Origin of the sequence: Runella zeae DSM 19591 (assembly GCF_000423565.1) — a bacterium.
Lineage (GTDB): Bacteria > Bacteroidota > Bacteroidia > Cytophagales > Spirosomataceae > Runella > Runella zeae.
On sequence record NZ_AUIF01000057.1, the window covers coordinates 1 to 22,301 of the forward strand.

At 43.3% G+C, this 22,301-nt stretch carries 18 protein-coding genes and 1 pseudogene; 5 read left to right on the forward strand and 14 right to left on the reverse strand.

Annotation, left to right across the window (positions count from 1 at the left end):
- From G563_RS38665 to G563_RS0115400, 12 genes and pseudogenes are all read right to left on the reverse strand, one after another.
- Window positions 1–275, reverse strand: a pseudogene (locus tag G563_RS38665) (hypothetical protein); the annotation flags it as partial.
- A gap of 165 nt (window positions 276–440) precedes the next feature.
- Complete coding sequence (locus G563_RS0115355) at window positions 441–1,073, reverse strand: hypothetical protein (protein ID WP_028666099.1); 633 nt, start codon at window positions 1,071–1,073, stop codon at window positions 441–443.
- 31 nt (window positions 1,074–1,104) lie between these two features.
- A complete protein-coding gene (locus G563_RS0115360) occupies window positions 1,105–3,525 on the reverse strand; it encodes a tetratricopeptide repeat protein (protein WP_028666100.1) in 2,421 nt (806 codons plus the stop codon).
- Window positions 3,526–3,539: 14 nt separating this feature from the next.
- A complete protein-coding gene (locus tag G563_RS0115365) occupies window positions 3,540–4,865 on the reverse strand; it encodes a BamG-related protein (protein WP_028666101.1) in 1,326 nt (441 codons plus the stop codon).
- Window positions 4,866–4,893: 28 nt separating this feature from the next.
- A complete protein-coding gene (locus tag G563_RS37030; protein WP_157585358.1) occupies window positions 4,894–5,364 on the reverse strand; it encodes a hypothetical protein in 471 nt (156 codons plus the stop codon).
- Between the two features lie 2 nt (window positions 5,365–5,366).
- Window positions 5,367–8,519: a T9SS type A sorting domain-containing protein gene (locus G563_RS0115375; protein ID WP_157585360.1), complete on the reverse strand. Its 3,153-nt coding sequence runs from the start codon at window positions 8,517–8,519 to the stop codon at window positions 5,367–5,369.
- A gap of 531 nt (window positions 8,520–9,050) precedes the next feature.
- A complete protein-coding gene (locus G563_RS39075; protein ID WP_262506118.1) occupies window positions 9,051–9,185 on the reverse strand; it encodes a hypothetical protein in 135 nt (44 codons plus the stop codon).
- A gap of 238 nt (window positions 9,186–9,423) precedes the next feature.
- Window positions 9,424–10,341 carry a PP2C family protein-serine/threonine phosphatase gene (locus G563_RS34860; RefSeq protein WP_051211000.1) on the reverse strand — a complete coding sequence of 306 codons (918 nt, stop codon included), beginning with the start codon at window positions 10,339–10,341 and terminating at the stop codon, window positions 9,424–9,426.
- Between the two features lie 18 nt (window positions 10,342–10,359).
- Window positions 10,360–11,100, reverse strand: a complete 741-nt coding sequence (locus G563_RS37035) for an FHA domain-containing protein (RefSeq protein ID WP_051211001.1) — start codon at window positions 11,098–11,100, stop codon at window positions 10,360–10,362.
- Window positions 11,101–11,232: 132 nt separating this feature from the next.
- A complete protein-coding gene (locus G563_RS0115390) occupies window positions 11,233–11,907 on the reverse strand; it encodes a hypothetical protein (protein WP_028666103.1) in 675 nt (224 codons plus the stop codon).
- An 18-nt stretch (window positions 11,908–11,925) separates the two neighbouring features.
- Window positions 11,926–13,095 (reverse strand): hypothetical protein, encoded by a 1,170-nt coding sequence (locus tag G563_RS0115395; protein WP_028666104.1) that lies wholly within the window; start codon window positions 13,093–13,095, stop codon window positions 11,926–11,928.
- A gap of 21 nt (window positions 13,096–13,116) precedes the next feature.
- Window positions 13,117–13,791 (reverse strand): FHA domain-containing protein, encoded by a 675-nt coding sequence (locus G563_RS0115400; protein ID WP_028666105.1) that lies wholly within the window; start codon window positions 13,789–13,791, stop codon window positions 13,117–13,119.
- A gap of 324 nt (window positions 13,792–14,115) precedes the next feature.
- Here G563_RS0115400 and G563_RS37040 point away from each other — a divergent pair, with 324 nt between their 5' ends.
- The 3 genes from G563_RS37040 (at window position 14,116) to G563_RS0115415 (ending at window position 17,438) form a co-directional block, all read left to right on the forward strand.
- Window positions 14,116–15,666 (forward strand): serine/threonine-protein kinase, encoded by a 1,551-nt coding sequence (locus G563_RS37040; RefSeq protein WP_157585362.1) that lies wholly within the window; start codon window positions 14,116–14,118, stop codon window positions 15,664–15,666.
- Between the two features lie 199 nt (window positions 15,667–15,865).
- On the forward strand, window positions 15,866–16,546 hold the full coding sequence (locus tag G563_RS0115410) for a peptidoglycan DD-metalloendopeptidase family protein (protein ID WP_084650873.1): 681 nt from the start codon (window positions 15,866–15,868) through the stop codon (window positions 16,544–16,546).
- Between the two features lie 46 nt (window positions 16,547–16,592).
- Complete coding sequence (locus G563_RS0115415) at window positions 16,593–17,438, forward strand: CvfB family protein (protein WP_028666108.1); 846 nt, start codon at window positions 16,593–16,595, stop codon at window positions 17,436–17,438.
- Window positions 17,439–17,731: 293 nt separating this feature from the next.
- Here the strand turns inward: G563_RS0115415 and G563_RS0115420 are convergent, their stop codons facing one another.
- Window positions 17,732–18,880, reverse strand: coding sequence for an FAD-dependent oxidoreductase (locus G563_RS0115420; protein ID WP_028666109.1), 1,149 nt, complete (start codon window positions 18,878–18,880; stop codon window positions 17,732–17,734).
- Window positions 18,881–19,048: 168 nt separating this feature from the next.
- On the opposite strand from G563_RS0115420, the gene G563_RS0115425 reads away from it, so the two are divergent.
- Both G563_RS0115425 and G563_RS0115430 read left to right on the forward strand, forming a co-directional pair.
- The gene (locus tag G563_RS0115425; protein WP_028666110.1) at window positions 19,049–19,540 is read left to right on the forward strand and encodes a RidA family protein; all 492 of its coding nucleotides are present in this window, start codon (window positions 19,049–19,051) and stop codon (window positions 19,538–19,540) included.
- Window positions 19,541–19,625: 85 nt separating this feature from the next.
- Window positions 19,626–20,435 carry a mechanosensitive ion channel family protein gene (locus G563_RS0115430; RefSeq protein WP_028666111.1) on the forward strand — a complete coding sequence of 270 codons (810 nt, stop codon included), beginning with the start codon at window positions 19,626–19,628 and terminating at the stop codon, window positions 20,433–20,435.
- Window positions 20,436–20,591: 156 nt separating this feature from the next.
- Here the strand turns inward: G563_RS0115430 and G563_RS0115435 are convergent, their stop codons facing one another.
- A complete protein-coding gene (locus G563_RS0115435) occupies window positions 20,592–22,268 on the reverse strand; it encodes an amidohydrolase (protein WP_028666112.1) in 1,677 nt (558 codons plus the stop codon).
- Window positions 22,269–22,301 lie beyond the last annotated feature (33 nt).

Consider the following 22,301-nt stretch of genomic DNA (forward strand, 5'->3'; position numbering starts at 1 on the left):
ATCACAAAATGCAGGATATATTTCCATAAATACCGCAAACAATAACCGTCATTAAAAAAGCGAGTTAAACGACGATAGTGGGAACTGGCTAATGTCTGTGGTTTGTTGGTAATGACACCTATTTGGTTCTTGATTTTGTTCAAATTTACTGTTTCTTTGACCATAAGGCCACACATGACACAAAGTAAAGTCTTGATTCGTGTTCTTTGGCTTTTGCTTAGCTTTGTCTTACTTTTGTCCAAAAGCGATGAATGAAGTTCTTGTAGTTTTTTCACAAATTTCTAACAAGATTCACATCGCTTTTATTCTTTTTGTCCAGTAATCAGCTGGATGTTATTAATAATCTGTTACTCCTTACCCCCCCCGTCGCATCGGTGTTCCGCCTTTAGGCTGAGCTTAGAAGATAACACTTATTGTATGAATTAATTTTGCTTAGTTACTCAATTGATAGGTTTGTCGGGTGTTTTGGTTTCAAGTACTTTGATATTTCCCAATTTCACCATCCATTTTACTTCTTTGTCAACATCGTCCATTGTGTTTTCCATGGATACGTCTACGGCTTTTTTGGTTTTATCTTCATAGACGGTACCAGCGGCGGTTGTTCCTTTAAATTTTTGTTCAAAAGTAGCCGTAGTATAATATTTGCCGTCTGGTCCTTTTCGATAACTCCCCATGTATACTTTATCAAAAGTGATTTCGACTTCTTGGTAATTCAACGCCCTCAGCCTACGCAAGTATTCGCCTACAGTGTACGATTCTACCTTAGTTCCTTTTTTACCAGAAGATACTTGAATGGTAGAACCAGGGATAAACATCTGAATCGCATTTTTGAAAGCCAAATCCTTTTTGTCTTTGGTGGTTTCTTTGCTTCCAATAATCTGAATGCACCGCTGCAATTCCAATATCGTTTCTTCGGTACTTTTTTTGTAGGGTCCCTCCAACTCCTCCAAACTAATCTCGCGCAGCTCGCCCTGAAAATCGGGCAAACTACTCTCTTTTTCATTGGTCTGCGCCTGCGCCAATGTTATAAGCATCACAAGAGTCAGCCCCGTCCATATTCCTTTAGTTTTCATCCTTATTTTCTTAAAATTTTTGGAATCCTCGCTATTGATTAAAATTTGTAATCACCGAAAAGCCCTCCCACATTTTTTCAAAAGTCTTTCCGTCTTGTAGCGCCAATATCACCTTCAATCCTTGGGGTGATTTTTCAAACTTACCCGATACGATAAAATCGCGTTTGGGTACCATTTGTGTCAGTACGCATTCATCTGAGTTTATCACTTTCAGGCGTGGCTGCATTTTTTCGAGTTGTCTAATCATCTGCTTGCTCACCTCGGGTACGTAGTTGGCCAATCCCCCAACACCATCATATATAAGTGGCTCCAGATAAATCTGTTGTTTTGGAACTGAAGGCAATTGTTTTTTTAAATCACTTACCAGCACACTCAACTGCAACGACATCGCCATGCCCATTTTTGCTTCTTTGGTAGCTTCATTTTTAAGTTCTTCGTTGGTCAATGTCCCTATCGTATCTTTGGAAGTAGCTTCTCTGACACTTTTGATATAAATATCCTCAAAAGCTAGGTTTCCGTCGGGAAGCTCTACTGGTTTGAAATAAAACCTAAACCGCGTCATTGTCTCCTTGTCTAGGTTCATCTTCCCGTAAAGGGCATTGAGACGACCATGAATTTTTTTAGGCAGAAATACATCTAAATAAGGTTCTTTCTTGGAACCTAATTGAATTTGGGAGAATCGAGCGGCTTCTATATCTAAGGTTGTTTGACAACTATCAAACCACACCGAAGCGATATTGTTGAGATAAGTATCTAGTTCTAAATCAGCGGTGAGTCGCTTGGCAAAAATCAATGAATCGGGTAAAATAATTTTTGGTGAGAAATAGACCTTCTCGTTGTTCTTGGCCATAAAGCACTCTTGCACCAACTGTCGTTTGTAACTCGCGATTACATTGGCCGACTGACGAGGCCGCCCCAATAAGTTGAAATAACTTTGGTATTCGTCAATCATTCCAAAGATGTTGGTTTCGACCAGACTCAGTATGTCACTATAGGTATAATTTTGACGCTCAATTTTAGAAGATGACAATACCTTACCTTCAATTTCGATTTTATCAATTAATTTTTGCTGCGCATCTTCAATACGCAATAGCAGGCGCGTTTGCTCTCCTTTGAGCTGCTTTGGATTGATAGACAAGGCTATTTCTGCCGTTTTTTTACCGTTTGCATCTACTTTTATGGCTTGCGAGGAAGCTTGAATGGCAATGCCACTCGCAGTATTTCCTTGCAAAGAAGCCTTCACCATCAGTGGTTTTGATTCTTCATCGGCTTCATTGACGATGCTAAATTTGATGACGGGTCTTGAAAGGGGCGTAATATAGCCCTCCCGAGTACCTTCCCACTTCACCAAAGGAGATTCAAAATGTACCAAGGGCGTTTGAGGCTCTTGTACAGGTATTGCCCACTCGTCACTAAATTGGTAAGTTCCATTAGGGTCTTGTACCGTTATTTTTAGGGGTATGGTAGCGGCTACCATACTCGAAGGAACAAAGAGATCACAAGCGTAAGTGACAGATTCGTTGGGCAAAATAGTAGCCACCGTAACAGGTGTAAACATCACCGGATTGCCATTAAAAGTAGCCATAACCTTTGGCTTAGAAAGCAATCCTCGTCCCTCGTTTTTGATTGAAAACTTTACACCTTTGGAACGCCTGCTTCTTTCTAAAATAAGTTTACTGTTATTGGCTGCCAATACACTTCCGAGTTTCAACAGAGGAGCCGCAGGACTTAGGGTTTTGAAATGAACCTCGACCTCATCCCAAAGCTGCCCCCCTTCGCCTTCCAACTTCAAAGTGACCGAGGCTTTGCCATCTAGGAGCAGTGATGAGCCTTTGAGCGTCACTTGAGCAACGCGGTTGGCACCAGCCCTTACATCTCCCACTGCCACCGTGGATTCAAACTCCAAACCCTTTACGGCATTGGAGGCAGAGGTTTGGATAAATCCCTTCTCAAAACGCCCTTCTCCCTCATTTTTGACGGGAATTTTTAAGGTCAGGGTTTGGCCGCCTTCCAACGTTTCGGTGCTTTTTTCAATCTTTTCTTTTTCAAAACTTGGTTTGGCCAATTTGGGAGCTTCGGCAATAAATCGCGGGTCTTGCCAATTAGGGTCAATTTTTTTGAGATAGCCCACTGTCCGCTCAGTAGGGTCGGCGGCGTATGATTTTTCCAAATACTTTTTGGCTTCGTCTTTTTTGCCCAACATCAAAAGTGCAATACCCAACTCGCGGTTTGGATAATATTCCGAAGGACGCCCCGTACGCGAAGCAATCGCTTTCGTATCATGCGCATTGGTTTTGAGAGCTTCTTCAAAATACTTGACCGATTCGCTCCATTTTTCTTCCTGATTGAGTTTGGCACCTAGTTTATAAAAATTGACAAATTGCTGTCCTAAGGTTATCTGTACTGATAACCCAATCAATAAAAATGCGATGAGCCAAGGGCGACTTGTCATACAATTGATTTGCCTTAGTTTTGAAGAAGTACTACCAAATCTAGCGTGAGGTTGGTACGGGTTAGGTGGTTGATACTAGTTACTCCTTGTTGGTATTTGAGCTGCTCGTAGGCTCCGTGAATCTTAAAACGGTCAAAAAACACCGATACGCCCGCACTAAAGCCCCTGGCAATGCTACTACTACCGTCGTTGTTGAGGTATGATTGTTGGCGATAGCCTCCTAAGATTCGCATTTCAAACAAACGACTATCCAACAAAAACACTTCTCCGCCTCCTCTCAACTGATAAAGATTTTGGGTAGCCAATACAGGCCTGACGGGGTTGTCGACCACCAAAGGGAGTGAACTACTAGAAAAGAGGCTATTGTATTGGTTATATTCAAAAAAAGTTTGGGAAACAGATTGACCTTTATAAGGCAAAACCTCTACATCGCCCGTAAGCAACAATCTCCAAAAAGGGCGATAAGCCACTCCCACACCCATGGTAAAAGGCATTTTATACTTTTGATTGTAAAGACTACTTTCTTGCAAATCTAAACTCCCTCTCTCTATAGTTCCGTTAAGGGTGTATTTATTGCGCAAAGCAAAAGGCGTAGAAACCCTCACTCCTAAACGCAAAGGGAGATTGTTGTCATAAAAATCAAACATCAGCCCTCCAATAAAATTAACCCCACTGATACGATATTGTCCAGTGCCCGTGCGGGTCAAATTATCAGACTGTTGCGTAGCAGTATAGCTAAGTTTTCCACCTAAACCAAACCAATAATTGGCGGTAAGACCTACCGACATGTAAGGAGAAAATTGATAAGCAGCTGACAATGAAGCAGTACTAATATTGAGATTGCTTTTGATACTAGTCGACGATGAAGGGAGAGTTTGCTGAATTTGGTAATTGTTTCCATCCATTACATTGTGATAAGCTGCCGAAAAAACAATGCTTGGATCAAATCGCCCTAAGCTTACGGGTTTGCCTGTCAGGGTAGCTTTTTTATAAGGTATCATCACCCCCACAAAACTAGGCGAAAAACGAGGAGTATAAGTGACGGGGGTAGTCTCGGATGTCACTTGTAGCGACTGATTACGCCCGGAGACAAGCGCATGCATACCTTGCCCGTCTTCGAGCATTTCGTAGGTGTAGTCGATAGTAGCGGTGCCTGCGGGGTTCCAATAGACAGCCGTGACATCATCGGCCACTCCAATAAAAGCCCCTCCCATTGCCGTTGACCTACTTCCCGCCCCCGACACATTCAGATTTAAGCTCTGACTGTAAGCGCTGTACGAAAACAACCCTATCAAAGTAAGGTAGTGATAAGGCTTTATATTGATAGGAATCAGCTTCATTTGTGGTTATTACCAATTTTTATCACTCCTATTTAGGTTGAAGGGTATACTCATTGAGAGTATCTCCTGTTTTATCACTACTATACAATCTATTGATTTTCAATTCATTATCAGAAGAAGAATTAATAAAAAACTGAATTCCGTCTTTCATACAATCGGAGCGGTCGTCGATACAAGTAGGCTCGGGACTCAAATCATACAACACTAGTCTTACTTTCTCATCCACGCGCCATTTGCCCACAAAATCGTATCTATCGCCTCCCACTGCCACATCCGTAAATTTCAGAGCATCTGCATTGGTCAAGTCTAGCAAGAAAGGTTCGTAGTTAAACAAATTTATGCCGTTGGTCTTATCATACACTACATTCCGTCCCCCATTTTTATCAATATGAATCGCTTGTTTTACAATCCATACACGGCCTAGTTGGGCAGTTATATCTTTGTTTTTACAACCCAGCAGGCCCATTAAAAGCACGAAAGACACCATTATCGTTTTCATCTTCAATATTTTATAATCTTAAATGATTCTTTATGTTTTCCTTGGCTTACTTCTAACACATAGCTGCCTGTCGGAAGATGCTTACAATCAAGCTCATGACTCTGATTTGAGAATTGTTGGGTAGTGATAAGATTGCCTCGCATATCTATCAGTCGTAGCTGTAGTGAAACAGGCATAATGAGTGAATTTTTGAGTTTTAGGGTGAGTTTATCCGAAACGGGATTAGGCGAAATTTCGACCCAATCTGTAGGCATTGGCTCCTCAATAGCGACGACCTGCTTGAGTCCCAACTGAACCGTCTGTACGCCTCGCAAACTCCCTCCACAAGCCCCACTTACACTCTGTATACTAAAAGCACCCGCCGTCTCTATCCGAAAACTCAAAGTGGTATCTCCCGCATTTTGTACCCGCACCGTACGACCTCCACTGAAAGTAACCGTAAAGGGACCAGTGCCCGTGAGTCTTACCCTTACTTGAAAGTTATTACCCGTCTTGCGATAAATAATCGAGGTATCTCGGCTAGGTTGGAGCATTTGAGCCGTGGCAGAAGCCAAAATCGCAATCGCACGACTCGTGCCTCTTACCGTACCACTCTCTACCAACAATTGATAGTTACTACCTGCCCCCACACTGCTGGGTAGCGTCGCTTGTATTGGGCTTTGAGTCCCCGAACCTAAACTTCCCCCGACTTTCTGACCACTACCATCTACCAAAAACACACTAAAATTCCCCACTCCATCCGATGGCTCTATCCCAAAACTCACACTTACCGGCGACCCCGGACAGACCGAATTTGTATTTACGCTCACATTCGTAATCCCTGTCACTGGCTTGGTCGATACTGTCACTTCAACCGTGTCTTTGTTTTCACATCCTAAACCACTGCGTACCGTCACAATATAACTACCACTCATGCTCACCGACGCATTGGCCCTACTTACACTCAATCCACTACCGATGAAGCCCCCCGGACCCGTCCAACCTATCGTGTAGTCACAAGCTGGTGGGCAGCTGCTAAAATCATTCTCTACTTTCAACCCTATCGTCTCGCCTACATAATACGTACTCTTCTCACTCACCGCATTGGGCTTTGCTACCGTACTCACAGTCACACGTACACTATCGCGTGACTCCCCACAACTCCCCACTGCTCGAACGTGATACATTCCACTGCTACTAGACCGCGCCGAAAAGGGTGTCAAATTCGCAACCGTTGACGTCAGTCGAAAATTACCCGGACCCGTCCAGATATAACTCGTAAAACCACTCGTCCCCGACAATACCAAGACTCGCCCTTCGCATAGCTGCAAATTCTTCTGGGAATTGGCCTGGGCTACCACACTGGGATTGCTCACTATCGTAAACACCTCGCTATCTTCCACACTTACAGCGGCGGGATTGCTGCTGCGAACCCGTACCTTGAATCGCTTTTGTGAATCCGTAATACCACTCGACAAGTACTCATCTATCCGAAATCGAATCGTATTGCCTACTATCGTTGTATTGCGAGAACTCAGACTCGTATAAGCAGTAGTACTGCCTTCTGCGATCAGCTCAGCCGTAAAAACATTCCCACTGTTGAAGGTACCCGTCGTCGTAAAGCTCACTACCAACGTGTCTTTCGTACACAGTGTTGTTCGATTCAAAACTGGTTTGGAAATCGAAACTTTGAAAGGATTCCCGTCTTTATCAACCACCTGTAAGTAAGCATCTCCCGTACAGTCATTGGTACGATTACGCAGATCTCGCCACAAAAACAGGTAAGCATTACTATTGAGCATATAATTTTGGGGGCCGTTTCTACTTCCAGAAGCATTGCTAATAATTTTACCATCATTGCCCCACTCCCTAACTCCCTCGCCAGTATCATTGTCAAATCTGATTATTTGGGCATATATTTCGCCGTTATCACGGTTTTCGCCCGCCAAAAGGTATCTATCAGGGCTTTCACTAATGAGCGTGCCTCCAAATGTAGGGTCGCCAGAATGGTTTCGAAACGTAATATCCGTTTCTGCACTTTTACGATTTCGCCCTTCGAAACGTTGGATTTTTTGACGCCCATTGCTTGTATAAATAAAAGCAGGGCGAAATCTATTTCCACCCGCCATGCGGGGTGGCCCTACTTGCTGTGCCCCCACCAAATCTGTCGCTTCACGAAAAGCACCTGTGGCTATATCAAAGCGATGAGCTTGGATTTTTTTGACGGTGTTGTCTGACGAAGAGAGACTCGCAAGAGCATACATATCTCCAGTATCAGTATCTGAAGCTTGCATACCGACATTAGCGTATAAATCCGTCACATTTCCTAGCAACCGTTCGCTACCACCCCAATCTTTGGTGAGGACAGTTCCATTCCAGTTGTAGCGCCTCACCGCTAGACGATTTCCGTCTTTTACATAAGAAACAAAAATTCGATTGCCAGTAGCATACATTTTAGGGAGTGTTTGCTCTCCACTTGCTTCTTCATGCAAGTAGGCAGTAGGTGCATTGCGGTTGCTAGGATCCAAAATCGCCAACCTAATATCAGTGCCATTGGCTAGATTTCCACCACCACCTCTTTTGGTATCTGCGGGGTTGTTTTTTTGTTGCCACGCCACTGCTAGGCGGCCACCGCCCCCTTTGATAAACATCGCTTCTAAAAAAACAAAAACATCGGCTCCGCTCCCATAATTGTACCCTAAATTGATACCTCGACTTTCATTGCCGTCTATGACAGGAATTTTGGGGGAGGCATCATTGAAGGATATAATCTGATACTGTAGGTACCAAGTTTCGGCACTTGATAGGATACTGATTTGAGTACCTAAAGTATAAATCACAAAAACATCATCCGAACCTGACGCCCTTTGGGCGCTTACTCCCGTAAAAGTGGCTCTGGAACACGACTCACTTGAAGTATATCTGAATATTTCTTTTTTAGCCAAAGACACTGTACCGTCTGCGCGGTATTTTTTGGCATACATGATAGCGGCATTTCCTTCTCTTTCAGACCATATTACCATCACACTGCCGTCATCCCCAGTCACAGCACTAAAACCAAAAGAATTCATTCCACCACCACTGACACGATCATTTTGACTTAGGTCACCACTCCACTGTCCCCAGCTGCAAAAACTCATGCCCCACAAAAACAGTAAAATTGCTTTCCGCTTCATTTCTTTTTTAGTTTTTTTAACATTGAGAACCTTTTCCCTCTTTGTTATAAGCTCAATTCTCTCCAAACCAGCACTTTTGGTATTTCGACAAAGGCATTAATGGCAAGTTACTTAAAACAAAAAGTTTAATATCTCACCAAGTATATGTTTTTATCAAACGGTATAAAAAATGACATTCTACTTATACACCCGATTGAGCTTTGTAGTATCGAAAGACAATAAAAATACGCTTTATTTCCCTGATAATCAAGCGTATCCTAAAAAAACCTCCTCCTTTTGGGCTACAAAGCTTGAAACTTGTCCTCAAAAACTGCCCTGTAACTTCAATTTTTGTAACTGCTTAGCAAAACACTTTAGGCCCTAAGCCCCATTTACACTCTGTATACTAAATGGCCCCGCCGTCTCTATCCGAAAACTCAAAGTAGTATCTCACGCATTTTGTACCCGCACTGTACGACCTCCACTAAAAGTAAGCGTAAAGGGGCCATTGCCCGTAAGACGAACTCTTACTTAAAAGTTATTGCCACTTTTTCAATCAACCCTAATGGTACTACTCGAAATACGTGAATTTTTATCAAGGGTGACATTGTTCCATTGTGCTAAACTAGAGAGATGACCACCCCATAAAACCACAAAAAGCCCCTTCAGAAGTACTGACTTTTTCATTTTCGTTAAGAATTTTCAAGAAAATTATTTCGTAAGGATATACGATTGCGGAGTTTGCTTTTGCAAAATACCCATGGAAAGTTACTTTATTTGAACTACTCCAAAGATTTTAGTTATCTAACGGTAGAAAAACTTTAGGGGCTATTTTCGCAGAATGGGCAGTTCTCAAAATAGGCCATATTTTCATTGGCGATGTAGGTAGAAGCTAAAATTTGCGAATCGCGGTGATGATTCACCTTCAAGAATTGCCTAAATACCAAAGTCCATTTCCTAAATCAATCGAATGGGAAGGAGGATCTGCTACTGGCTTTTTGGTGGATTTAGCGCCGCCAAAATCAACGGTTTGGTCAAGTGATTCGGCACTCATCAATTTGGCATTGTCTACCCAAACATTGTGGTCTTGCTGGTTTATTGATTCGATTTTCACTAAATAGCCCGAATAATTATCTCTGGTATTTCCTTCGCAAAGATTAAGGATAAGTTGCAGTTTATCGGCCTCCGCTTGTTCACTATCAAGTATCTGACAAAGAGCTTCATCGTTCACATTTTCGAGTACACCGTCAGTACATTGAAAAAAATAATCTCCCGCCATAATGTCAGTCAATAGATTGATTTCGATTTCGGTTTGGCGGTGCGAACCTTGAATCGCCCTCGTAATTACGTTTCGTTCGGGATGAACGAGTGCTTGCTCCGGCGTAATCATCCCTGCCCTGAGCAAATAATTTACCTTCGAATGGTCTTCACTTTTAAACACGACCGTCCCATTTCTTATTTGATAAATGCGACTGTCACCAATATGAGCCACAGTAATGTCATTTTCGCCAATAGCTACCAGCGTAAGGGTAGTAGCCATGCCTTTGAGAAGATACTGCATCGACAGTATTTGGTCGAACTTTTGTTGTACATACTCAAAAGCCTCTTGGATATAAGTAATCGAAAACTGAGGCGCGGGGTGCTGATTGAAGTATTCGGCAAAACCCGTACTTGCAGTCATGCTCGCCAGTTCGCCTTTTTGGGCACCTCCGACCCCGTCGCATACTACAAAAAAACGTTGAGATGACGTAGCTTGACCAGAGGGCGGAAAGATAGCGTCTTCGTTATTTTCGCGTTGTCCCTGAAAAGTAAAACCTAAAGGCTGACAAATTGTAATCGCCATAAATAAAGAGGGAGTTGCTTACCAGATGATTGTTTTAGAGTAATCGGTATTTTGCACATTTCGCGCAGCATCTCGGGCGTTTGAGGCGCTTCTTGTGGTTTGTAAAACTACTTTTGTTCGTCCCATTTGAATGGTGTCACCGTCTTCCAGATAAATTAAGTCTTCGGGTTCGAGCTTTAATTTACGCATAGGGTCTTTAGCACCTATTACAAAAGTCCCGTTTTTACTGCCCGCTTCCGCAATCAAGTATTGAAATTGTCCGTACTTATCTCGTGTTACTTCCAATATCACATGCCGTCGACTCATCATTCCATCGACGGTATCAATCAAAATATCGGCGGTAGGTACCGAACTTTTACGACCAATCACATTAGGACCAATACGAAGCGGATGCGTTTGCGATGCCGCATTCTCGTCATGCACCACAATAAACCCTACCGCCCCTGTTTGCTGAAATATTTCATTTTGAAGCTGGACTTCTTGTCCAGACAAGGGAGCAATCACTGGACCTCCTCGCTCTGGAGATACCGTACGGTGATAATCGACGGGAGGCGGCAAAGGAGGTGGCACCTTAGCAGCCGCCTGCTCTTGAGTAGCTTGAACCCCCGCTCCTGCTTCTTGAATCACTATATAAATACACTTCTCGGGACGTTGCTGTACACAATTGAGCTTCGCAGGACTCCCTGGCAGCAATTTAACGGGCGATTGTCCTTTTTTGGAATGCTGGCATTCCTTACATCGAAAAACGTATTCAAACATCCTGAAATAATCTAAAAAGCTACTAATTATGTAAGAAAGGTCATGCCTTTTTTAAATGATAAAGTACAATGGAGCCGCCCTAATACCTTACTCCAAAAACATTAAGGAAATATTACTTCTTTATGTTTTGGTTTAGGAAGTGGTAAACAAGTCATCCATGGTATCAAGATGAGAAGTATCCTGCAAAGGAGAATGCAACCCAAACAACGGCACATCCGTATCAGCATGAGCAATCTCATCTCCTCCTTCGGGTCCTATCAAACTTTGAGGTGTATCTACTACAGGCATGTCACCACTAGGTTCTACGTAGGGTTTTACCAATTCTGCATAATCTTCTTTTACCGAAGGGGTCATTCCTTGCCATTCTTCAGCGGTGTAGGTATTGTACCATTGTCCTCTCCACTCAAATATGCCCCCAGGGCCTACTTGCGCACGTGCAGCATCAAAAGCCTCCTTAAAAGATACTTCCTGTTTGACCTCTGCTACTTCTAGGATTGACATATCCGTACTTTGGGATTCGTTTGATACCAAAGTAGGTGGTACTACCACAGGCGGCGGAGTCGTAGCGGTAGAAGTAGCACTCACGATTTCAGCCACTTCTGGATTGCTTTCGTTCATAGACCACCATGATACAAAAGCGATATTACCTAGCATAATAGCCCCCGCCCCAATCATCTCTGTACGCGTCATTTTATCCGGTCTAAAAGACTGAGGCTCTTCTTTTTCAATTTCAGGTTTGGCAGGAGGAATTTCCATTTTAGGGGCTTCTTTTGGGGTAGCGCCTAATAAGCCTGTTTCGTCTAACATACTTTTTATGGTTGGAGATTAAACGTTGAACAAATCATCGGTTGCGGCATCAATTTCGGCATCTGTACCGAAATTGGGGTCAAGCGTAATCGGCAATTCCGTATGCTGAATGGGATCGAAATGAGCAAGGTCTTGATGTACAGGTACTGCCATCTCTATTGACTCTGATTCTACCTCAATTACCTCCGAAATCTCCCCTCCTCCCAAACTAGCCGTAGCCGTATTTTCTCCACCCATCGGCATTTCCAAAGGAGTATCTAGCTTATAAGATTGGTCTTCCAATACCTTCCCCTCATCCGAAACTGGAATGGCGGTTTCTAGCTTACCATCATTGTCTTTATCGACATACATAATACCCGAAGTTCCCTCACCTGCTTCATCTTTGATAAGAAGATCGGCTTTGCCATCGCGGTTTTTGTCAGACATAAATACATCGTCAACCCCGTCATTATCAGTATCCAATTTTAATACCAGAGGTTCTAAGGATGCTTCTGTCACTGGTTCCGCCTCTGCCGTTTCAATGGGATTGACGATAGGCTCAATACGAGTATTGAATTCATCACGCATATCGGCGGGCATCTTATTCCATTCTTCAATCGAAAATGTACTGTACCAATGACCTTTATATTCAAACAAACCACCAGGGCCTACTTGGTCGCGCGCTTCCAAGAAAGCCTCTTTAAACTCTGTATCATCACTCACGTTGGCTATTTTGATATCGTCGGGCAACACCGGCGAGGCCATCGGTTCTGGCTCTGGTTTGGGCTTAGGGGCACGCGCCACTACAGGTTTGAGAGCGGGAGGTGGCGAAGGCTTTACTTCTTCTACTACTGGCTCAGGAGCTTTCATTTCGGGTTCAGGTTCTAAAACCAACTCTGGGACTACTTTCTGAATAACCGAATCTGGTGCAGCCACCGGAGGTGTCACCTCCTCATCTCCCTCAAAAGCAGTCCATGAAATAAACCCGACACTTCCTACGGCCACCGCTCCAATGGCCAAAGCACCTATTAGTTTTTTATTGTCTCTAGGAGGAGTCGAGGGTGGCTCAGGCATGGGGTCAGGCTCGATAGAAGGCTCTACTGGAATACCTATATTAGAGGATAAAGAAGGCGTAGAAGATAAGGGCATTTTGGGGGGTGTGGGTTCGCCCGGAGCACCAAAAAATTGAGTGTGTTCGTTGAGACTCATGGTAGCTGTTAAGTTAAAAGGTTATGATTTTACCCAAACGGCCTTACATTGAATGCACTGCCGCTGTTTTTTATAATATTCATAAGGAAATCCATAAAGCGACCGGGCGCATTTTGGACATACATACTGTATTTTAAAATCGTTTTCGATTTCGGTAACTACATTTTGCGTTTTGGCGGTTTTATTTTTTGAGAACAACTCTCTCGCCGCTAAACCCAAGGCACTTCCAACGGCAGTACCACCCATAGCCCCGCCAGCCACTACGGCTCCCGCTACGGGTCCCAAAAGCAAAGCAGGCGCTACCAACAAGCATACGGTCAAGAAGGTATCCATACCATTGTTGCTACGGGCTTGTTTGAGCAATAGCTGATAGTTATCCCATACATTTTGCAGTTTGCCAAACTCTACCGAAAAATCGTTGGGGTCGTCGCGGGTAGCGCGAGCGGCCTCAAATATTTGTTGAAGGCTTAGACGCTGGTCTGCCATCATAATGATGTCATTGTGGCTAATACTTTTGCGTTTGATTCTAAAGCCATTGACAAAAGTGCCATTGGTAGACCCTAAGTCTTCCAAAATCACAACATTTTTGTTAGGGTCAATCATTGCCCTTGCGTGTTGCCCCGATACACCTCGCGAATCAAGAACGACTTGCCCCGTAACTGGCTTATTGCCCCGACCGATAAGCACTACTTGCATAGATTTTGTGTCATTATTGATTCGTTTACAATACTTTATCTAAAACCTTGAGCTAATTTACGAAATAATAGAAGTAGCCATACACTTTTTTATCGAACGGTTAGAGAAACACGTATCTTCATTAGGAGACTTGAAGAAGAGTTTCTTTTTTTTGTAGCTTAAGGCACCCACAAAAACCTAATATTCTGCAATACGTCCCTTATTTCTATGTTTTTTGAATAAGCTAACCGTTTGATAAAAAAGCATTTCCCCCGTAAGGTTTTCCACAAAAACTCTTGTATTTTAGCTACCCATTGGCCTCAATGGGCAAATTCACCAAAGCAAATGACTTACGATCAATTCAAACAACGATATCGTTACGACCCCGCCAATGACTTATTAGGAGAAGGGGCTTTTGGAAAAGTATTTAGGGCGATAGATACCGAAACCGGCTCTACGGTAGCTATCAAAGTAGCGCCTGTCAACACCTCCAACGAAAGCCATTCCTTAAAACATGAGTTTGAGACAGTAGGCAAAGTAGAGCCACATCTTAACATCGCTTTGTACGACGAGTGTTACCGTTTTTCGGTGGAGTGGGCTGGCCTCCACGATTTTGCCATTCTGGAATATTATCCCTTAGGAAGCTTAGATAAACTCATCAAAAGCCAAACTTTGACCGATACCGAAAAGGTTGACTTAGGTATTGGCATTTTGGAAGGGCTTCGGCATCTCCACAATACGGGTGCTCAAGGAGTAGTACACCGCGACCTCAAACCACGCAATGTCTTGATTCAGAAATGGCGCGGCAAACTAGTTCCCAAAATCACTGACTTTGGGCTTAGTAAGTTTTCCGATTCAGTATCAAATAGTGTGATCTCACAAAGTTTCAAAGGCGGTACGCTCAACTACGCCTCTCCCGAACAAATCAAAGGTGAACAGATTAGAAAAAATACAGATTTGTGGTCATTTGGGGTGATTCTTCATGAAATCCTAACGGGCGAGGTCCCTTATAAAATCGATGATAGCTCCGAAAGTACATTGAGGCACGTGTATGCGCGTATGAATCAGCAGTCTCTGCCCGAAACTTTCAAAAAAGTGAAAGAGCCTTTTGCTACCATTATAAAGAAATGCTTGGTAGTCAACCCTAACCAACGTTATCGGACTGCGGAAGAAGTATTAAAAGATTTTAAAAGTATCACCCCGACTGCGGCAGCTGTTTCAACTCCTTTCACTGAGCCAAGCATCCCTACTACTCCCCCCGCGATAAAGCCCTCAGTTCCTGTAGAGTCAGTAAAACCACCCATGCCCAAAGACAACACAGAAATTTGGGAAAACCCTCCTTTTGAATCTTTCAACAAAAAAACAGAAACACCCCTTCCCGACGCTACCAATATCAGTGATATAAAAACGCAAAAAGAGGACCCCAAAAATAATGATGAGCTAGCTTCGCCTAAAAAAAACTATGGTGTTTTTGCTGCTATCGGAGGGGTCGCCCTTTTAGCAATCATTACTTTTGTGGTGTTGTTTAAAGAATCAGATTCAACAGAGAAATTAGTGACAGTCCCTGATTCATCTGAGGCGGCAGTCGCCACCACCAAAGAAATCACAATTGACACCACCTCACTGGCACGGCAGGCAGATTCTCTTTTTGTAGAACCCAAATACGAAGAATACGCTCGTATTATTTTACAAATCAATGAGGCTGTTCCGTCCATACAAGGTACTCACAGCAAAGCGGCTGCCCTCGTTAAACTAAAGAAAAAAGCGGCTTCTTGGGAGCAGTATAGTATCAAAGACCCAGAAGTGCATAGTTTTTTGGAAGCCTTCAAAAATGCAATTCTTCTCCTAGATCCAACTGATGCTAAAGGAAAAGAATTAGAAGAAAAGCTAAAATAAGAGATATTTTTGATTGTCATATTTACCGATATACAGCCCCTACGGGGCAAAATTCATCCATTTTCAAATTATCTACCGATATATAGCCCCTACGGGGCACAATTGTCACGTTCTCAAATTGTCATATTTTCAAATTACCACATTTTCAAATTCTCACGTTTTCAAATTATCACGTTTTCAAATTATCAAATTGACACGCTTGCACATCGATTTATTAACGCAATACGCGCCTCATTTTGCTTCTATCATAGCTTTTGACTGGCACAAAGACCCTTATGTGGTCCTAGATTTTTCGGCTCAAAACTCCGAGTTGGAGAGCGTTGACCTACAAAATAGCCAGACTTTTACGGACTACGTTTTTGGCAAACTCCAACAAGCCAATGCCTCAGTGGGAGTAGGTGGCTATGATGAACATCGTATCATCTACCGCCGTAGTGCGCATTTTCAACAAACGACCGAGCCTCGTTGTATTCATCTTGGGATTGATATTTGGGCCAAAGCAGGAGCCTCTATTTATGCACCTCTAGCGGCAAAGGTGCATAGCTTTGCCAATAATGCCAACTTTGGCGATTATGGGCCTACTATCATTTTGGAACATCAGCTAGGGGAACAAACTTTTTTCAGTCTTTATGGCCACCTTAGCTTAGAGTCACTATCCGACTTGTTTGAAGGAAAACGTATCGAAAAGGGACAAAAAATCGCCGAAATTGGCCATTTTCCTATCAATGGCGACTGGCCCCCTCACCTTCATTTTCAGCTCATAACCGATATGCTAGGTATGAAAGGTGACTTCCCGGGCGTGTGTACTTTGCGTGAACGCCAAAATTTTTTGCAACTTTGTCCCAATCCGAACCTGATTCTTCAGATACCAAAACTCTGAAAACTCAGTAAAGACTTTGTTATTCATCTTTTAGCACACAATCAACATGGGAAATCGCCACTTACGTATGGGCCAATACAACCGCCTCAAAATCATCAAACGCCTAGATTTTGGTGTTTATTTGGACGGTTATGATGATGAAATTTTGATGCCTACCCAATACGTACCTGCCGATGTCGAAATCGGGGATTTTGTGGATGTTTTTATCTATCGCGATTCTGAAGACCGTGCCATTGCTACTACGCTTGAGCCTTATGGTACCGTGGGGGAGTTTGCGTACTTGGAAGTAACCGCCACCAATTCTATGGGAGTATTCATGAATTGGGGCTTGCCCAAAGATTTGCTGGTTCCGTTCAAACAGCAACGTGACAACATGATAGTAGGCAAATCGTATCTCGTTTTCATTCATTTAGATACCAAAACAGACCGTATCGTGGCCTCCGCCAAAATCGAACATTTTTTGGACGAAGACACTTCCGAACTCTCCGAAGGAATGGAAGTCGAGCTTTTGCCTTTTGAATACACCGATATGGGCATCAAAGCGCTTATCAATCAGCGAAATTTGGGGGTAATTTATCGCGACCAAGTATTTAAAAATATCGAATTAGGGAAACCTACAGCGGGATTTATCAAGAAAATCAGGGAAGATCAGAAAGTGGATTTAGCCTTGGTAGAGCAATCCTACAATCGTATCGAAGGTAGTAAAAATGAGGTATTTGAAAAACTACAAGCCGCTCAGGGTTTCCTTCCTTTTACCGACAAGTCGGAGCCTACGCTTATTTACCGTACTTTTGGTATGTCTAAAAAAGACTTTAAAAAAGCCATTGGTGGCTTACTGAAAGAAGGCAAAATTTTGCTCAAAGAAGACGGTATCCATCAAGTTGTCTCTTAGTCCTTCTTATCATTTCTCGATTTTCCAAGTTGTGAAATGATAGACTTCCTAAGTTTTGGAAACTTAGGAAGTCTCCAGCTCTCCACTTTTAAGGCTTATCAAGTTTTGGAAACTTGGTAGGTCTTAAAACAAAAAAAGCGCGACCAACGGTCACGCTTTTTCACACGAATGTCTATTGTTTACCCCAATAGATGTCTATATTTCGAGATGAAATGTCAGCAGTTAATAGGCAGTCCTATATATCACTAGACGTCATTGGGGAATAAAAGGTTGGAATGCTTCTCCATTTTTTTTTAACTACGCATATCTTCCATGAGTTTTTGTAACACTCCCACTACCTTTTCGGTCTGCTCACGACTAGGGGTGGTATCCCAATTTCCGACGATACCATTGCCTCCTAAATAGATACCGTCTTTGCGTGAGATGATACTTGCCCCTTTGGTATTGAGCTTGTAAGTCACTTCGGGCTGCGGAATCAAACACGAAAGCTGCCCCGAAACGGGAGTTAGGTGTTCGTCATTAAAAATAGCTTTTGCCCCCAAACCCATACAGTTGACGATGCATTTTTCGGGCAAAGCATCAATATCTTCCAAACGTTTGATTTCGTGAATCTTCACTTTTCCGCCAAACAACAAAAAATCAGTCATGTGCTTGTGGAGATAGGTAGGGATATTGATCATCACATTTGAACGCCTTGATACATAATCTGCCTTGAAAGGATGTTGTTTTTTGGTGAGCGGAACACGTTCAGGAACCAATCCTGCCAAATCAGCAAAAATTTCGGAGTTGGGGCGTTCGGCAGGAGGCTCATCAAAAACATTGTACTCATCTACCCAAGAGATAATATCGTTGAGCCCCAATTGAAACTGAAATGCCCTGAAAGACAAACGAGTAGCTTTTTCCCACCATTCTTTAAATTCGGGTTTTATTTTTTGAGGGTCGCATACCCGCGACGACGGCGACCAAGTCCCAGTAGCCAAACTACTCGTGATGTTTGGTGCCAATTCTTTGGCATAAATCGTGACTTCAATCCCGCGTTCTTGAAGCAAACGGGCGGTTGTGAGACCAATCGTACCTGCCCCAATAACACCCACTTGCTTGATACCCGTTTTCAAAACTTCTTCACGCGCCATCATGCCTGTTCCCCACGATAGAGACCAGCCACTGCCGCCATGACCATAATTGTGCACAATAGTTTTAGACCCAAGCTGCTCAGATTCTAGCCGAGGCCCCAACGAACGAAAGGGACGCAAGCCCACTGTTTCGCGGACAATTCGGTCCATCGAAAGGCGTAATTTGGGGATGCGGTAGTATCCCATGTTGATTTGAAAGTGCTTGTCAGCATAGCCTTTGGCTGCACTTGCACAAGAAGCAACAGTACCACCTACGGCCGCCCAACTACCCGCTATTGCGGCTTGTTGGATAAATCCACGACGATTCATATGAGAAGGTTAGATTGTTGATTGAATTATTGTCTCCGTGCGGCCTTCGGAGGATTTTATCAAATCTACTCTTAAATCAATGTACAACAAAATATAATTTTAGTTATTTTACATTCTCAAAAATTATATTTCAAAATCCAACATTTCACAACACAAAAACTAAAAATTATGCAAAAATTACTTTTATCGTTTTGGGGATGTATCTGCCTGTGCTTTACATTTCAAGAAGTCGAAGCCCAAGCGGTTACTTTTTTTGGAAACCCTTCTTCGGCCATTTCGTCGGGAGCAATTGTGCCAGAGGGCAAAAAAATGTACTGGACGAGTGGTATCGTCGCAGATGTAGCAGATAGTACGGCTCAAGTAGGCAGTTATGCGCGTTTTGGCAATACCAAAACCCAAGCTCTGAGTATTTTAAAAAAAATGAATCAGGCTTTGGCACTTCAAAAACTCACCTTCAAAGATGTGCTTTACCTGCGCGTATATGTAGCTCCTGATATGTTTCAGAACAATAAAATCGATTATCAAGGATGGTTTGATGCTTATGCACAGTACTTTGGCACCAAAGAAAACCCCACCAAACCCTGTCGCTCTACCATTGGAGTGGCCGCCCTCGTACAACCCGACAAGTTTATTGAAATAGAACTTGTGGCGGTGTACTAGTACTGATTTTCAAAATTTTATAGTAAATGAAGTGACCAAAGCCAAGGGAAAGTAGTCATAGCATGAAACTAAACTATTTTACCCTATGGAACAAAACCTTATTTCTATCAAAGACCAAATCGTACTTGCTATTACTCAATATGGCGGCAAGATTTTGCTTGCCATTGTGGTATTTATGATTGGGCGGATGATTATTAGTCGTATCAACAAGGTCATTAGCGACCGCATGACTAGCAGCCACGTTGATAGAGACGTACAGCCTTTCGTAAAGTCATTGATTACCGTAGGGCTCAATATCATGCTTTTGTTGAGTTGTGCTGGTATTTTGGGGATTCAAACTACGTCCTTTGTCGCGATTTTGGGAGCGGCAGGCTTGGCCGTTGGGCTTGCTTTACAAGGCAGCCTTGCCAACTTTGCGGGCGGGGTCTTACTGTTGGTATTTAAACCTTTCAGAGTAGGCGACCTCATCAACGCACAAGGATTTACTGGCACGGTAGAAGCTATTCGCATCTTCGATACGGTGTTGGTTACGGTTGACAACAAAACCATCACGCTCCCAAATGGCCCTCTTTCAACAGGCCCTATCACTAATATTTCGGCCAAAGGCGATATTAGAGTAGACATGGTGTTTGCGGCAGGAAGTCAGAATGGTGTCGACAAAATCCGCGCAAGTATCGAGAAAGTAATCGCCGCTTGCCCTTATGCCACCAAAACCAAGCATGATGTATTGGTCACCAAACTCACCGAAAACGCCATTCATTTTGACGTGAGAGTGTGGACCAAAGCGGAGACATTCTGGGAAACGTATTATTATGTACATGAGCATATTAGTAAGCAATTTGCTAATGATAAAGTAGAGCCCCCTTTGTTTAGGTACACGATACACCAAGGATAAAAAAAAAGCGCCGCAAACTGTAATTGCGGCGCTTTTTCTCTTTTAAAAAAACTCATTCATTTTCAAATTCTAGGCTTGACTTTCTAAGTTTTTAGCCTATTGAATCCAAATCACTTCAAAACTTAAACTTAGAAAGTCTCTGGGCATCTTTAGCACTTACTTCCCACTCTCTAGTTTTATTTTTTTCAAATCTTCTTTTTGGTCGTCTCTCAAAGTGGGATACTTGATACCTAGCTGCTCCAAATAAGTCTTATACTTGGTAGGGTCATAATAATACTTCGAAAGTTCGGGCTTGAATTTGTTCATTATCTCACGATTGAGATATACAGCGGGCATTTCTTTGGGCGAAATCAAAGGCGTGTATTGCATTTCTTTGGTCTGCTCATTTTTATAATAATCCCACGCATCCTTGATAATCTCAGGTTTGAGCAACATATCAATCAAAGTCATCGCTTCAGCTTTGGCACCATACACGACTCCTTTGTGCGCAATGGGCGTCGCCATAGAAATGGCATTGGACCAGTGGTGCCCCGGCAATCCGGGAATGTTTGAAGGATAGCGAAGTACAATAGTCGGCAATGACCAAGAAATATCGGCAATATCATCAGAGCCACCACCTATCGACATCGCCTGCCCGCCCATCATACGGGTAGGAGAGTCAGCAGGGAGGCCGATTGTATCCACTTTTGTTGCTAGCCCTGAAATTTTGGGAGCTTGTAGTTCTTTTTGGGAAGCCATTGCTAGCATTTGATCTTCTTCTGACCAAGTGGGCAAACCTACTTTTTTGATGTTTTGATACATGGCTTCAGCAATAGGCTTATTGAAATGCCCCGGCCAAGCCGAGCCCAAGATTTCGTAAGTAAACTTGGTATCTGTCATCAAAGCAGCTCCTTCCGCAATTTTGACCCCAATATCAAACAGTTTCTTGATTTTGGGATAAGAACGTTCACGAAAATAATACCAAACGGCAGCTTTGGAAGGAACTACATTGGGCTGGTCGCCACCGTCGGGAATCACATAGTGAGAGCGTTGAGTAACTTCTAAGTGCTCACGGCGAAAATTCCAACCAATATTCATCAATTCAACCGCATCCAACGCGCTACGTCCGCGCCAAGGCGCTCCTGCCGCGTGGGCAGCGGCTCCTTCAAAATTGAACCGCACCGACACCAAACCATTGTTGCCAGCATCACCATACGAAACGCCTAGGTTGTTGCCAACGTGCGTAAAGATACAAGCATCTACATCTTTGAAGTAGCCATCACGCACATAAAATGCTTTAGCTCCCACCAATTCCTCGGCGACTCCCGGCCATAAGACCAAGGTTCCAGGGATTTTTTCGCGCTCCATGATTTCTTTCACGGCCAAAGCCGAAATAATATTCAACGCCTGCCCCGAATTATGCCCCTCCCCATGACCCGGCGCACCCACCACAATCGGGTCTTGGTAGGCTACCCCCGGTTTTTGGGATGCCTTAGGAATACAATCCACGTCCGAGCCAATCGCTATTACGGGTTTGCCGCTTCCCCACTTTGCCAGCCATGCCGTAGGCATATTGGCAATGCCACGCTCAACGGTAAAGCCGTTTTTTTCGAGTAACTCGGTCAGATAGCGATAGCTTTCTACTTCCTGAAAACCGAGTTCAGAAAAGCTAAAGAGCATGTCGTTGATTTGTTGTCCCAATTGGGCGCGTTTTTCAACTCCCGCCGCCGCTTCTTGTTTGAGTTTTTCGAGGCGGGCTTGTTCAGGTGTAAGTTTGGGAGATTTTTTGGACTGAGCTCCGCTGATTGAACACATTCCTACCAACACTAGTAAGGTGTAGAGCGTTTTTTTCATAGTTTAGGTTGACAAGTGTAAAAAAATCGTAAC